12 protein-coding genes are annotated in these 14,371 nt (G+C 69.3%); 7 read left to right on the top strand and 5 right to left on the bottom strand.

Annotated elements, in window-relative coordinates:
- Positions 1–112 precede the first annotated feature (112 nt).
- Both NS3_RS02075 and NS3_RS02070 read left to right on the top strand, forming a co-directional pair.
- Positions 113–1,537 (top strand): glycosyltransferase family protein, encoded by a 1,425-nt coding sequence (locus NS3_RS02075; protein ID WP_084494977.1) that lies wholly within the window; start codon positions 113–115, stop codon positions 1,535–1,537.
- A gap of 59 nt (positions 1,538–1,596) precedes the next feature.
- A complete protein-coding gene (locus tag NS3_RS02070; RefSeq protein ID WP_067852643.1) occupies positions 1,597–2,559 on the top strand; it encodes a DUF389 domain-containing protein in 963 nt (320 codons plus the stop codon).
- Positions 2,560–2,630: 71 nt separating this feature from the next.
- Here the strand turns inward: NS3_RS02070 and NS3_RS02065 are convergent, their stop codons facing one another.
- Positions 2,631–3,749, bottom strand: coding sequence for a DUF475 domain-containing protein (locus NS3_RS02065; protein WP_067852825.1), 1,119 nt, complete (start codon positions 3,747–3,749; stop codon positions 2,631–2,633).
- 183 nt (positions 3,750–3,932) lie between these two features.
- Complete coding sequence (locus NS3_RS02060) at positions 3,933–4,508, bottom strand: TerD family protein (RefSeq protein WP_067852641.1); 576 nt, start codon at positions 4,506–4,508, stop codon at positions 3,933–3,935.
- A 144-nt stretch (positions 4,509–4,652) separates the two neighbouring features.
- Here NS3_RS02060 and NS3_RS02055 point away from each other — a divergent pair, with 144 nt between their 5' ends.
- The 4 genes from NS3_RS02055 (at position 4,653) to NS3_RS02040 (ending at position 10,707) form a co-directional block, all read left to right on the top strand.
- The gene (locus NS3_RS02055) at positions 4,653–5,873 is read left to right on the top strand and encodes a hypothetical protein (RefSeq protein ID WP_245649422.1); all 1,221 of its coding nucleotides are present in this window, start codon (positions 4,653–4,655) and stop codon (positions 5,871–5,873) included.
- 60 nt (positions 5,874–5,933) lie between these two features.
- Positions 5,934–7,145, top strand: coding sequence for an HpcH/HpaI aldolase/citrate lyase family protein (locus NS3_RS02050; protein WP_174550416.1), 1,212 nt, complete (start codon positions 5,934–5,936; stop codon positions 7,143–7,145).
- Positions 7,142–9,844 (top strand): phosphoribosyltransferase, encoded by a 2,703-nt coding sequence (locus tag NS3_RS02045; protein ID WP_084494954.1) that lies wholly within the window; start codon positions 7,142–7,144, stop codon positions 9,842–9,844. Before NS3_RS02050 ends, NS3_RS02045 begins: the two co-directional genes overlap by 4 nt.
- A 65-nt stretch (positions 9,845–9,909) precedes the next feature.
- Complete coding sequence (locus NS3_RS02040; RefSeq protein WP_067852817.1) at positions 9,910–10,707, top strand: HAD family hydrolase; 798 nt, start codon at positions 9,910–9,912, stop codon at positions 10,705–10,707.
- Positions 10,708–10,756: 49 nt separating this feature from the next.
- Here NS3_RS02040 and NS3_RS02035 read toward each other — a convergent pair whose 3' ends face one another.
- From NS3_RS02035 to NS3_RS02025, 3 genes are read right to left on the bottom strand one after another with little or no spacing between them, the layout of a single operon-like run.
- Positions 10,757–11,518, bottom strand: coding sequence for an AIM24 family protein (locus NS3_RS02035; protein WP_067852640.1), 762 nt, complete (start codon positions 11,516–11,518; stop codon positions 10,757–10,759).
- Between the two features lie 4 nt (positions 11,519–11,522).
- Positions 11,523–12,218 carry an AIM24 family protein gene (locus NS3_RS02030; RefSeq protein ID WP_067852638.1) on the bottom strand — a complete coding sequence of 232 codons (696 nt, stop codon included), beginning with the start codon at positions 12,216–12,218 and terminating at the stop codon, positions 11,523–11,525.
- A gap of 10 nt (positions 12,219–12,228) precedes the next feature.
- Entirely contained in the window at positions 12,229–12,852 is a 624-nt protein-coding gene (locus tag NS3_RS02025; protein WP_067852636.1) for an AIM24 family protein, read from the bottom strand.
- 207 nt (positions 12,853–13,059) lie between these two features.
- On the opposite strand from NS3_RS02025, the gene NS3_RS02020 reads away from it, so the two are divergent.
- Positions 13,060–14,355 carry a TerD family protein gene (locus NS3_RS02020; RefSeq protein WP_067852634.1) on the top strand — a complete coding sequence of 432 codons (1,296 nt, stop codon included), beginning with the start codon at positions 13,060–13,062 and terminating at the stop codon, positions 14,353–14,355.
- Positions 14,356–14,371 lie beyond the last annotated feature (16 nt).

Genomic DNA, 14,371 nt, shown 5'->3' with positions numbered 1-14,371 from the left:
TGACAGCGTCGGCGGGCCGCACTCGGCGAGCCGGTGGGGCCGAGGTGGCAGCCCGGCCCGGGCGGACAACCGTCGCCTACCGAGCGGCCGACCGGCGCCTAGGGTGGTGACCATGGCGACCGGAACCGCCCCCAGCGCGTTGCCCGCAGGCCGTGTGCCCCGCCGGAGCGCCGTGACGGCGGTGGTGCTGCTGCTGTGCGGCGCCACCTTGGCGCTGGCGTATCTGAACAAGGCCCGCTGCGCCGGACCGCCGTTCCACGAGGACGGCCGCAGCGTGGCCTTCGACATCGCCAAGGACGCGCGGGTCTGCTACTCCGACATCCAGTACCTGTGGCTGGGCCGGGATATCGACAACCACGTCTTCCCCTACATCCACGGGGCCATCACCTCCGACGGCTGGCTGACCGGCGGCAGTGTCGAATACCCGGTGCTCAGCGGACTTCTGATGTGGTTGGGTGCGATCGGCGCGCACGACGACGCGGCGTTCCTGGCGCACTCGGCCCTACTGCTGGCTCCGTTCGCGCTGCTGACCGCGTGGCTGCTGGCCCGGCTGGCGGGTAGGTGGGCGCTGTTGTGGGCGGCCGGGCCGCCGCTGGTGCTCTACGCCTTCCACAACTGGGAGCTGCCGGTGGTGTGCGCGGCGGTGGCGGCGGTGTACGTGGTGACGGTGCCGACCCGATACTCCCTGCGCACCAGGGGGATCATCGCGGCGGTGCTGCTCGGGCTGGGGTTCTGCCTGAAGATCTATCCGGGCATCTTCGTCCTGCCGCTGATGCTGCTGGTGCTCACCAGAGGGATCGGACGCGGGCACTCCGCACCGGACGGGGCCGGATCGGGCGAGCGCGGGTCGGATGAAGCGCGAGCGGATCGGCGAGGGTACGACGTGCGCGGCGCGCTGCTCACCGCCGGGGCGGCGGTCGCGACGGTGGTGCTGGTGAACCTGCCGTTCGCTGTCGCGGGGTACGAGGGCTGGCGGGCGTCGTTCACCTTCCAGCAGCAGCGTCAGGCCGACATCACCACCAATTCGATCTGGTACTGGAGTCACCACCTGGTGTTCGGGCGCTTCGCCGAGATGGAGCAGAGCTGGCACGAGGGTGTCGGGCTGGCCTCGCCGTTGCTGATCGCGGCGGCGTTCCTGGCCGCGGCGGGCATCGGCCGGCAGCGATACGCGGCGGGCGAGGTCTATCCGTGGGTGGCGGTGAGCGCGGCGATGCTGTGCGGATTCCTGGTTTTCCACAAGGTGCACTCGCCGCAGTACACGCTGTGGCTGATCCCGTTCTTCGTGCTGCTCGCGGTGCCGTGGCAGGTGGTGGTGGCCTACCTGTTCGCCGACATGGCGATCGGCGTCGGGGTGTTCCGGTACTTCTACCTGCTGGGTTCCGGCGAGCCGAGTGAATGGGCCGAGGTGGTGGTGGAGTTCGGGGTGTGGGGCCGGGCGTCGCTGCTGGTCTGGCTGTTCTTCCTGTTCGCCTACGCCTCCCCGCGCGTAGCGGGACGACGGGCCCGATCGCGGACGGAACCGGTGCACGCCGGGTGATCCGTGGCGGCGCGCCGATTCGCGCGGCGAACGCCACCGGCACGGGCGACACTGGGTGAATGCTGCAGTTGAGGGTGCTCTCACCCGCCGCCTTGACCGAGGGCGTACTGGCGACGATGACCGAGGATCCGGCGGTGAGCGGGCTGGCACTGGTCCGGGGCGCCTCCCTGAAACCGCCGGGTGACCTCGTCATCGCCGAGGTGGCGCGGGAGGCGGGCAACGATGTGATCGACCGGTTGCGCGAGCTGGGGGTGCACAAGGACGGCAGCATCGAGATCGATCAGGTGCGAACCTGGTTGTCGCGCGGTGGTTTCGAGGCCGAGGTGCGCACGCCGGGCAGCAGTGCCGACACGGTGGTGTGGGCGGAGGTCGCGCAGCGCTCCTACGAGGAGTCCGAGCTGAACTGGACCTACCTGAGTTTCATGACGCTGGCGACGATCATGGCGGCGATAGCGATCGTGCTCGATTCGCAGATCCTGGTGATCGGGGCGATGGTGCTCGGCCCGGAGTTCGGTGCGATCGCCGCGCTCGGCGTCGCGCTGGTGCGCAGGCGGTATGTGCTGTTCGGGCTGGCCTTGCGCACACTGGTGATCGGCTTCGCCGCCGCGATCGCCGCCACCTTCGCGCTGGCGCTGCTGGCCAGAGCGGCCGGCTGGATCACGGTCGCCGATGTGACCGGCCCGCATCCGAACACCGAGTTCGTCTACAGCCCGGATCGGTGGTCGCTGGTGGTCGCGGTGATCGCGGCGGCCGCCGGGGCGCTGGCGCTGACCTCGGCGAAGTCCGGCGCCATGGTGGGGGTGTTCATCTCGGTGACCACGGTGCCCGCGGCGGGCAATATCGCCCTGGGCGCGGCATTCGGGGCCGGGTCGGCGGTGTGGGGGAGCCTGGTGCAGCTGTCGGTGAATCTGGCCGGGATGGCGCTGGCGGGCTGGGCGACGCTGGCGTTGCAGCGGGCGGTCTGGACGCGGGTGTCGGTGCGCCGGGCGAAGGCGCTGCATCTGCCCTACCGGATGGTGTAGGGGTCGGGGAAAGACAACGGCAGCGATCCCTCCGCACCGGAGTGATCGCTGCCGCGTGTTCGCAGGAAAGGTCAGGAGACCGGGGTCACGGACTTCTCGTCCTCGATCTCGCCCGCTTCGTTGCTGTCACCCTCACGCCGGTTGCGCAGAATGCTGCTGATGAAGGCGGCGCCGATGAAGGCGACGCCGACCAGACCGGTGATGACCTCGTTGATGTGCACGCCGATCGAGATGATCAGGATCGCCGCCAGCGCGCCGATGGCCCAGTGGGCGCCGTGCTCGAGGTAGACGTACTCCGAGAGGGTGCCCTTGCGGACCAGGTACACCGTGATGGACCGGACGAACATGGCGCCGATCAGGCCAAGGCCCAGCGCGATGATGATCGGGTCGGAGGTGATGGCGAACGCGCCGATGACGCCGTCGAAGGAGAACGAGGCGTCGAGCACTTCCAGGTACAGGAACAGGAAGAAGCCGGCTTTACCGGTGGCCTTGGCCAGTTCCGACGGGCCGCTGTGTTCCTCGTCGAACTCCTCGGTGTGGAACATCGAGCCCAGGCCGTCGACGGCGATGTAGACGATCATGCCGAGCAGACCGGACAGCAGCACCGTGGCGCGGACCTCCTCTTCGGCGAGGAACTCCGCGGCCAGCACCAGGCTGATACCGGCCACCACGACCGAGAGCATGTCGAGCTTGCCCGCGCGGGCCAGCGGGCGCTCCAGCCAGCTCAGCCAGGTGATCTCGCGCTCCTCGAAGATGAAGTTCAGGAACAGCAGCGCCAGGAACATGCCGCCGAAGGCCGCGATCGAGGGATGCGCCTCGGTCAGCAGCGTCTCGTAGCTGGGGCTGCCGTCCTCGAACCGCGGCGCGTCGTTCGCGGGCGGGTTCAGCGCCAGGTCGAACGCCTCGACCGGGTTCAGGCCCGCCGTCACCCACACGATCGCGAGGGGGAACACCAGGCGCATGCCGAACACGGCGATCAGCACGCCGATGGTGAGGAAGATCTTCTGCCAGAATTCGCTCATCCGCTGCAGGACGGTGGCGTTGATGACAGCGTTGTCGAAGGAGAGGGAGACTTCGAGGATGCCCAGGATCGCGCACAAGAACAGCGCGGTGGGGCCGCCATAGAGGAACGCCACGACCAGCGACGCCACTGTGACGAGGCCGGACAGGCCGAAAATGCGCAGGACCACGCGGGGACCTTTCATGGATGGGTGGTGAATCGGCTACATCGAGTTCCAGCGTGGCCGGTCCTCGCGGGGATGTCCAACGCTTGTGGCCGCCTCTGCCGACGAAGAGGCGGCCACAGGACAGGTGGTGACCACAACAGGAGGGGGCTCGTCGCCGCGAGCCCCCTTCCTACGGGTGAAGATCTGTCAGACGTTCACGCCGTAGTCGCGGGCGATGCCCTCGAGGCCGGAGGCGTAGCCCTGGCCGATGGCCCGGAACTTCCACTCGGCGCCGTTGCGGTAGAGCTCGCCGAAGACCATGGCGGTCTCGGTGGAGGCGTCCTCGGTGAGGTCGTAGCGGGCCAGCTCCTCGCCGTTGCTGCGGTCGACGACGCGGATGTAGGCGTTGCGCACCTGGCCGAAGGACTGCTGGCGGGTGGCGGCGTCGTAGATCGAGACCGGGAAGAAGATGCTCTCGATGTTCGGCGGGGTGCCTGCCAGGTCGACGTTGATGACCTCGTCGTCGCCTTCGCCCTCACCGGTGCGGTTGTCGCCGGCGTGCTCGATGCTGCCTTCGGGCGACTTCAGGTTGTTGAAGAACACGAAGTGCTGATCGGAGACGACCTTCTTGTCCGCGCCGGTGGCGATCGCGCTGGCGTCGAGGTCGAAGTCGGTGCCGGTGGTGGTCCGAACGTCCCAGCCGAGGCCGACGGCAACGGCGGTCAGGTTCGGCGCCGCCTTGGTCAGCGAAACGTTGCCGCCCTTGGACAAACTGACACCCATGCGGGAATCCCTTTCCTTAGTTCGTCTGTGGTCCCAGCATGTCCGGATCGCCGGGTACGACTTACGACAGTAGTAGGTTTCGCCGAACTTGCGTAGGAACTGGGGTCGACCCCGGTGAACAGCCCGATCTCCTACCATCGGGGCGTGGCTGGGCGCATGCGGGGATGGTTTCGCTCCTCCGGAAACAACGAGTGGATGCAGCAGGCCCGCACCAGGCTTGCGCAGGCGTTCCTGGATATGGACCGCAGGCAGAGCGCGGCCGAGGCCGCCGTGCATGCCGCGCGGCAGATCTTCCCCCGCCAAGATCACGCCCGGGCCTGGGAGCCCGTGCGGGCTCGATGCTATGCCGCCGCCGACGCCTATCTGAGCTGGTCGCAGGAGCTGGAGGCGGCCGAGCGGGACAACACCTGGCTACCGGCGGGGCAGGCCCGAACCGATGCGGTGATCGCCCAGCTCGCCGACGCGGCCGCCGGGATCGACGCCTTCTACCGGCAGCGGCAGCACACGCTGGAAGAGGCGGTGGAGCTCGCGCGGATGGTGCCCAGGCTGGCCGAACGGGTCAAGGCCGATGCCGCCCGGGTCCGCGCGCAGGCCGCGGCGTCGGAGTTCGCCGGATACCCCTCGGTGCGGCAGCGATCCGGCGCGCTCGATGAGGCGATGCTCACACTGGAAGCCCTGGATTCCGGTGCCGAGGCAGGCCGGGTCCGCGAGGCCGCCAACCGGGTCCAGGCGCAGGTCAAGGAGCTGTCAGAAGCCTTGGCGCAAGCTCCTTTTCGCAAGCCGGCCGCGACCAACGCGGTGGCCTCGGTGACCACCAGGCTCGATGCCGTTCGCACGCGCGCGCGTGGGCTCGCGCCCGCGTACTCGGCGCTGCTGCGGGAATTCCATGCTGCGAGTTCGGCGGATCTGACCAACAATGAGCGGGAAAGCCAGCGAGCGATCGATGCCGCCGCCGATGCCCTTGCCCGGGCCCGTGCGGCATTGCGCGAGAACGACCCGGAGACCGCCCTTGAACTGACCTCCACCGCGCGGGGTGGCCTCGGCGAGGCCGAACAGCTGATCGACAGCGTCACGGGCCGGCTGGCCATGCTCCGATCCGTGCGTGCGGACCCCGCAGAAAAGGTTAAGGACGTACGATTCCGGCTGCGAGACGCGCAAATGCTCGCGGTCAGCCGGGACCTCGTGAGCGAATGGGGCTCTGTGCTGGACGCGCAGGCCGAACGCATCGATCGGATCAGCGCGACACTGTCGGGACGCCACCCCGACTACTGGGCGTATGTGACGGAACTGGATGCCGTCACCGAATTCATCGCCGGTGTGGTGGAGCGAATGAGAAAACAAGCAGGACGACCCAGACAACAGTGACTTCTGAGCTCGGACTTTTCGAGTTCCTCAGATCATTCAGCCCATCAGAATGGAGCTTCGATGACCGCTTCCGTCGCCCTCCGGCAGGAAGTCTCCCTGCGGAAGCGACTGCCGCTGCGCCACTTCCGGCAGCTGCAAGGCCCCGTCGCCAGAACACTGTTCCATCGCCAGCCCGAACCCTTCGGTGACCTGCTCGATCGCGAACTGCTGGCCGTCGCCCTCGGGGCCACCCTGTACGTCCCGGCGACCAGAGCCGACCTGGCCGACACCATTCGCAGACGCGCCGAACGCGGCGTGTGTTCGATGGTGATCGACCTGGAGGACGCGGTCGCCGACCACGAGGTCGAATTCGCCAAGAGACAGGCCGTCGCGACGTTGGACGAGCTGGCAGGCGATCGGGATGGCGCCCCGCTGTTGTTCGTGCGGGTGCGCGACGCCGACACCATCGGCGAACTGGCCGACCAGCTCGGCCCCGGCGTGGCGGCGCTGGCAGGCTTCGTGTTCCCGAAGTTCGACAGCGTCTCCGGGCAGAAGTACCTCGACGCGCTCGCCCGCGCCGGTGAGCGGCTCGGTCGCACGGTCTTCGGGATGCCCGTCCTCGAGTCGCCCGCCCTGGTGCACCGCCAGACCAGGGACGCCGAGCTGACCGATATCGCGGCGATGCTCGCCGAGCACCGGGAACGGATACTGGCGGTGCGCATCGGCGCCACCGATATGTGCTCGACCTTCGGTATCCGCCGCGACCGTGACCTGACCATCTACGACGTGCGGGTGGTCGCCGACGTGATCGCCGACATCGTCAACTACCTGGGACGCGCCGACGGCACCGGGTTCGTCATCACCGGCCCGGTGTGGGAGTACTTCGCCGACCACGAGCGGATGTTCCGGCCGCTGCTGCGGACCGCGCCGTTCGAGGAGTCCGACGCGGTGCCGTTCCGGCAGTACCTGGTGAGCCGGGATCTGGACGGGCTGTTGCGCGAGATCACCCTGGACCGCGCCAACGGCATCCAGGGCAAGACGGTCATCCATCCCTCGCACGTGGCGGCCGTGCACGCGCTGTCGGTGGTGTCGCACGAGGAGTACTGCGACGCGCTCGACATCCTGCACGCCGACGTCGGCGGGGTGGCGGCCTCGGGCTACCGGAACAAGATGAACGAGATGCGCCCGCATCGCAGCTGGGCGCACCAGACCATGCTGCGCGCGCGGGTGTTCGGGGTGGCGAACAAGGGAGTGTCCTTCGTGGATCTGCTGACGGCCGCGGTGGCGGGATGAGCGCGCCCTGGGCCACGCGAACGCTGGGGCTGGAGCTGCGGGAAGCGACCGCGCCGCCCCTTTCCCCCGGGGCGTTGCCGCCTATCGGGGCGCTGGTCACGCCGGGTTTGCGGCGCAATCCGCGGCGCGCGCACCTGCTGGTCTCGACGGTGCTCGGCAAGCATCTGCCGACCGACCCCCGGGTGGTGATCGCCGCGGGCGACCGGCTCGGCGACCAGGTGCGCGAGGCGCTGGTGCGTGCCGCGAACCGCGAATCCGGCCCGGCGAGTTCGGTTTCGGCCGCGGTGGTGTTGGGTTTCGCCGAGACCGCCACCGGCCTCGGGCACATCGTGGCCGCCCGGATCGGCGCGCGCTGCTACCTGCACTCGACCCGCCGCGACGTGCCGACCGCGCGCACGCTGACCGGTTTCGAGGAAGGTCATTCGCACGCCACCTCGCATCTGCTGCAACCCGAGCCGGCCGAGATCTTCGCCGGTGACCTGCCGCTGGTGCTGGTCGACGACGAGATCTCCACCGGCGCGACCGCGCTGGACGCGGTGCGCGCTCTGCACGAGTTCGCGCCCCGCGCGCACTACATCCTGGCCTCGCTGGTGGACATGCGCACCGAGGCCGACCGCGAACGGTTCGAGAAGGTGGCCGCCGATCTCGGGGCGCGCATCGACACCGTCTGCCTGGCCCAGGGCGCGACGGTGCTGCCCGAGAACCTGATCGGCGCGGTGCGGGCGTTGCCGGAACCGCTACTCAATCCGGTCGCCGCGCAGCGCGGTTCGTCGCATCGGGTGGAACTGCCCTGGCCCGCCGATGTCCCCGAGGGCGGACGGCACGGGATTCTCGACACCGACACCCCGGCGTTCGAGGCGGCGCTGGCAGAGGCGGACGCGGTGCTGCGCGCCCGCTTGGCCGAGGTCGCCCCGGGGCGTCCGGTGATCGTGCTCGGTCACGAGGAACTGATGTATCTGCCGCTGCGGCTCGCGGATTCGCTGGCGGCGGCCGGGATCGCCACCCGGTTCCAGACGACCACCCGCTCCCCGGCCTATGTGCTCGACGAACCCGGCTACCCACTGCGTCGCGGATTCCGCTTCCACGCCCCGGAGCCGGTCGACGAGGTGCCGCGCTACCTCTACAACGCGCAGTGGATCACCGCATACGACGCCGAGTTGGCGGCACTGTTCGGCACGGAACCGGTGGACACTGCCGCATCGGTGGACACTGCCGGATCGGTGGACACTGCCGGATCGGTGGACACTGCCGGATCGGCGGACGCGGCGGCCGGATCGAGCGCCGCCGCGGGGCTCTCCCGGGCGATCGAGTCCGGCGGGATGCTCGAGGCCGCGCCGGTGCTGGTGCTTGTCGTCGACGGTCCGGCCGATACGTCGGAGCTGGTCGCCCCGGGTGGCGTGGTCGATGCGCTCACCGCGTCGGGCGCCGACGTGCTCGTCGCGGTCGTGCCGGGCGCGGACCCGGTGGCGCTGCGCACGACGCGTGAGACGGCGGAGGCAGCCCCTGCGGCGCCGACATCGGCGGACCAGACACCGGCCGCGGGGACATCGGCGGCAGGGACGGCCCACCGAGGGTTTCCTCGTCCCCTGCACGGTCCGGAGTTCGGATCGTATGCCGCGCACGAGGTCTCGTGGCTGTTGAAGGATCTCTCCGATGTGGATCTCGAGGCCGATGTCGCCGAGCGGGAGCAGCGCATCCAGGCAGGCGAGGCGCACTACGCGGAGTCGCTGCCGATCGAGTACCAGCCCGACGCGCAGTATCGCGAGCTGTTCGAGACGGTGCTGGCCGACAGCGCCGAGCGGCTGGCGCTGGCGGTGGCGACGGTGGCGGAACTGGTGGTCGCCGAGCGCGGTCCGGACGTGACGCTGGTGTCGCTGGCCAGGGCGGGGACACCGATCGGTGTGCTGATGAAGCGGTGGCTGGCCTATCGGGGGCGCTCGGGTGCGCCCGCGCTCGACGTGCCGCACTACGCGGTGTCCATCGTCCGCGATCGTGGGATCGACGCGGTGGCGCTGGACTACCTCGCCGCTCACCATGATCCGGCGTCGGTGGTCTTCGTCGACGGCTGGACCGGCAAGGGCGCGATCGCCAAGGAACTCGGCGAGGCGCTCGACGCCTACCACGCGGCGGGCGGGGCGCGTTTCGACGCCGACCTGGCCGTACTCGCCGATCCGGGCAGTTGCGTGCGCACCTACGGCACCCGCGACGATTTCCTCATCGCCTCGGCGTGCCTGAATTCGACGGTCTCCGGACTGGTCTCGCGCACCGTCCTCAACGACACCCTGATCGGGCCGGGCGATTTCCACGGCGCCAAGTTCTATCGGCACCTGGCCGATCAGGACGTGTCGGTCCGGCTGCTCGACAGCGTCGAAGCGGCGTTCGAGACCGTGGCGGACCGGGTGCCCGCGGCGCTGGCGGCGGTGCGTGAGAGTGACCGCACCCCGACCTGGTCCGGCTGGGCCCAGGTCGAGGCGGTGCGCGCCGAATACGGCATCAGCAGCGTCAATTTCGTCAAACCCGGCGTGGGGGAGACCACCCGGGTGCTGTTGCGGCGGGTCCCGTGGCGGGTGCTGGTCCGCGACCTGCACGCGCCCGAGCACGCCCATATCCGATTACTGGCCGCGGCCCGCGAGGTCCCGGTCGTCGAAGTTCCCGAGCTGGCGTATTCCTGCATGGGATTGATCAAGGAAGTGCGGTAACTGCTGTGATCTCGGATCGAAGACCCCGGCCGGAGGCGTTGGTCGCCACCGACCTCGATCGCACGATGATCTACTCGCGCAATGCTTTCAGCACCACCGCCGAGGTGCCGACCGTGTGTGTGGAGCATTTCGAAGGCGCGCCGCTGTCGTTCATGACCACGGCCGCGGCGCTGGGGATGCGTCATCTCACCGAACCGGCGGCGGTCGTCCCGACCACCACGCGCACCATCGAGCAGTTCCACCGGATCCGGCTGCCCGGCGCGCCCTGGCGCTATGCCGTGACCAGCAACGGCGGCAATATCCTCGTCGACGGCATCCCGGACAGGCACTGGCGCGTCGACGTCGACGCGAAGGTCCGTGCGGGCGGTACCACGCTGTCGGAGGTGAGCGCCGAACTGCGCGGGCGCATCGACGAGAGTTGGGTGAGCAAGTTCCGCGTCGCCGACGATCTGTTCTGCTATCTGGTCGTCAGGCTCGAGGCCGTGCCGGACGGATTCCTGGCGGAATGGGATCAGTGGTGCCGGGAGCGCGGCTGGTCGGCCTCCCAGCAGGGGCGCAAGATCTACACGATGCCGCGAGCGGTGTGCAAGAGCGTCGCGGTCGCCGAGGTGCGCCGTCGCCTGATCGAATCGGGTGAGCTGGCGCAGGATTCGAGCACGCTCGCCGCCGGTGACGGCGCGCTGGACGCGGAGATGCTGCGCGCCGCCGACAAGGCCATCCGGCCCAGGCACGGGGAACTGGAACAACTGAACTGGACCAGCCCCAATCTGACCGTCACCCAGACCAGCGGCATCCTGGCGGGCGAGGAGATCATCGACTGGCTGATCGCCGAGTCGCGACCGGCCGATCGGGCGGTGGCGTAGCGCGACCGCCCGGCGCCCGTCTCGCTTCGGCGGGGCGGGCGCCGTCGCGTCAGTAGCCCTGCTGCTGACCCAGCTGCGCGGCGATGGTCGCTTGCAGGCGTTGCAGGCCGCCGACGGTGAGGCCGCTCTGCAACTGGCCCTCGATGGTGCGCACCAGCACCGAATCGCTCATGACCTTCTCGCTGGACTGGATGAGCACCGTGCCCGCGCCGGTGAATTCGAACTGGCGCTCCTCGCCGGAGTTCACGCCGAAGCGCGCCGCGCCCGCCGCCAGGAAGCCGTTGATCCAGCCCTCGTCGTAATGGTGGCTGGGCGAGGGGCAATCGGCCCAGCCGACCAGCGATTCCGGATCGACCCGCAGCGGCGGCTCGGCGAACATGACCGGGCCGTTGGAGGAGGCCAGGAACTTGCCGGTGCCGATCAGGGTGAGGAAGCCGGGCACGATGGACTGGTTCAGCGACAGACCGGGATCGAAGGCGAGCAGGTTCGCCGCGCGGATGGTGAGGTTGCCGTCCTCGAGATCGTAGGAGTTGATGTCGTAGCCGCGGTCGCCGATGACGAGCTTGCCGTGGCCCTCGGCGACGACGTAGTCACCGGTGAACAGCGGCGCGGAGAACTTGCGCGACACCATGTGCATGAGGTGACCCTCGAGGCCGTGGCTGAGCGCCTTGAACGACATCTGCCCGTAGTAGGCGATCATCGCGCCCTTGCGCATGAACCACGGCTTGTTCAGGTCGATGCAGTAGGCGTAGCTGTTTCCCGGGATGTTGTCGCTCTCACCGAGATTCATCGGGTTCAGGATCTGGGCCATGGGCTCACAATTTCTCTTCGGAGGCCTGCACGTAGACCACGCCCTGTCCGGTGCACTGCAGCTGCATCGCCTCGCCGGACCCACGGCCCACGGCATCGCGCCAGCTCAGGGCGGCTTTCAGTTCGGTGTTCACATTGCCGTAGGCGGCCACGAAGGCCTGCGGGTCCACCACCACCGGATTCGGCCCGCCCACCTGCAGTTCCAGGAAGCCGCCGTGCGCGAGCAGCACCGCCGAGCCGTGCCCGGACAGCTGGGTGGTGAACATGCCCTGCCCGGTGAGCGCGCCGCCCGCCGCGCCGCGCAGCGCGCCCATGAGACCGCCACCGCCGCCTCCGCCCCCGGAACTGGCGACCGACACGATCGAGGACTGCAGCCCGGCGGTGTTGGCCAGCAGGCGGGAGGCTTCCACGCGCAGCGCCGCGCCGGGCTGCATGTGCACCACGTGCACCTCGAGTCCGGCGAAGCCGTAGTGCACCTGGCCGTTGCCCTGGGCGAGCATGGTGCGTTCGTGCTCGCCCGCCATCATCCGGCCCGCCATGCCCATCAGACCGCCGCCGCCCATGGCCTGGGCGCCGGGAATCTGGTGCGGGGCGAACGCGACATCGCCGGTGTAGAACAGCATCGCGCCCGCGCGCGCGACCACACCGCCCGCCGCGCCCACGTCGACTTTCACGACTTTGCTGTTGACCTGTTCGAACATCGGCGCTTCCCTACCGTTCCGCCGGCTGGATCAAAACGACGCCCTGACCGTCCCAGCGCAGCGAGAACGCCTCGCCGCCGTCGGAACCGGCGAAGGTGCGCCAGGACACGTCGGTGACGAAGGAACTGCTGACGTTGCCCTGTGCGGCGACGAAGGCGTCCTTGTCGACCACCAGCGGATACTGCGGGGAGACCTCGAGATGGATCAGCGGCCCGCCCGCCGAGAGCAGCGCGACCTGACCCTGTCCGGTGACCGTGGTGGTGAACAGCCCCGCGCCGGAACTGGCCCCGCCGACCCCGGCGAAACGCACGTCGGTGCGCAGGTTTCCGGCGAAGGCCAGCAACTGCTGCGACTCCACCTGCAGGGTCTCGCCGTTGAGGTTCACCACGGTGACGTTCTGGCCGTTGACGGCGAAGAAGACCCGGCCGTTGCCGGTGCACTCCATCAACGACAGTTTCTCGCCGGTGGCGCGCTGCTTGAGACCGGCCAGCACGCCGTCACCGCCGCCGAAACCGGCCGACTTGAACGCGACATTGCCTTCGTAGGCGATCATCGATCCCGAGATCGCGCGGATGCTCGTCCCCGCGAGGTGGGCCTCGATCACCTTCTTCGAGTGTTCGAAAAGTTGCGCCATGAGGGTGTTGCCTGCTGTCTGGTCTGCCGATTACGGGGCGCGACCACCCGCGCCCCGTCCATGTGCGGCACACACTAACCGATCGATGCCGCGCGCGGACGGCGTGCGCGCGACGACGGGTTGCGGACGCGGCGTTCAGCCCGGTCCGCGCCGCGCCGCTTTCTCGTAGAGTGGCAGTCGAACGCACCGACGAGCGAAGGGTCCGCCTTGTCCGCAACACTCGCCAAGGGACAGAACGGTCCGCTGGGCACCGACGGCCTGGTGATCTCCGTGCAGTTGACCGCACCGGCGGATCTGTCCGCCTTGCTGGTGACCGATCGGGGCAAGGTTCGCACGGACGCGGACTTCGTCTTCTACAACCAACCCATCGGGCCGGGCGTGCGTCTGGTGCCGGGGACCGCCGGGCAGGCCGCCTCGTTGTCGATCTCGCTGAGCGCGATTCCCGCCGACATCGACCAGATCCGGGCGGTGATCACCCTCGACGACGCGAACGCCGGCTTCGGCGCGTTCGCCCCGCCGACGGCGATCGTCTCCGACGCGAACGGCAACCGGCTCTACGAGTACCGCATCGAGGGGCTCGACCGGGAGTCGATCGTGATCGCGCTGGAGGTGTACCGCAGGCAGGGCGCGTGGAAGGTGCGCGCGGTCGGTCAGGGGTACGCGGGTGGATTCGCCGCGCTGGTCACCGATCACGGGGTGAACGTGGACGCGCCGTCGTCCGGGCAGGCCCAGCAGACCCAGCAGGCTCCGCCGCCGCCCCCGCCGCCGACCCAGCAGGTGCCGCCGCCGACCCAGCAGGTACCGCCGGCGCAGTACGGGCACCAGGCCGGGTACGGACAGCAGCCCGGCTATCCGCCGCCGACCCAGCAGTTCCCGCCGCAGGGACAGCAGTCCGCCGCGCCCACCGGTGAGGTCAGTCTGAGCAAGGACCGGCCGGTCAGCCTGCAGAAGGGGCAGCGGGTCACCCTGCGCAAGGAGGGCGGCGCCGCGCTGACCTTCGTGAAGATGGGCCTGGGCTGGGACCCGGTGACGACCAGGGGCATGTTCGGAAACCGCACCGTGGACATCGATCTGGACGCTTCGGTGATCATGTTCGCCGACGCCAATCCGGCCGACTTCGCCTACTACGGACAGCTGTCGTCCAAGGACGGCTCGGTGCGCCACCAGGGCGACAACCTGACCGGCGAGGGCGAGGGCGACGACGAGGTGATCCTGGTCGACCTCACCCGCGTGCCCGCGCACGTCACCACGTTGCTGTTCATCGTGACCTCCTACAAGGGACACACTTTCGAGCAGGTCAAGAACGCCTTCTGCCGGTTGATCGACGGCTCCAACAACGCCGAGCTGGCCCGCTACACCCTCGCGGGCGGCATGCCGTTCACCGCGATGGCGATGGCGAAGGTCTACCGGGCGGGCGCGGAGTGGAAACTGCAGGCGCTGGGTGAGGGATTCCAGGCCAAGCATCCCGGCGAGGCCATCCCGCAGCTGGGCCGCTTCCTCTGACCTGCCCCGCACGGAC

Origin of the sequence: Nocardia shimofusensis NBRC 100134 (genome assembly GCF_001613125.1) — a bacterium.
Classification (GTDB): domain Bacteria; phylum Actinomycetota; class Actinomycetes; order Mycobacteriales; family Mycobacteriaceae; genus Nocardia; species Nocardia shimofusensis.
The sequence above is the reverse complement of the archived record's forward strand: the minus strand, read 5'-3'. Positions and strand labels throughout refer to the sequence as shown.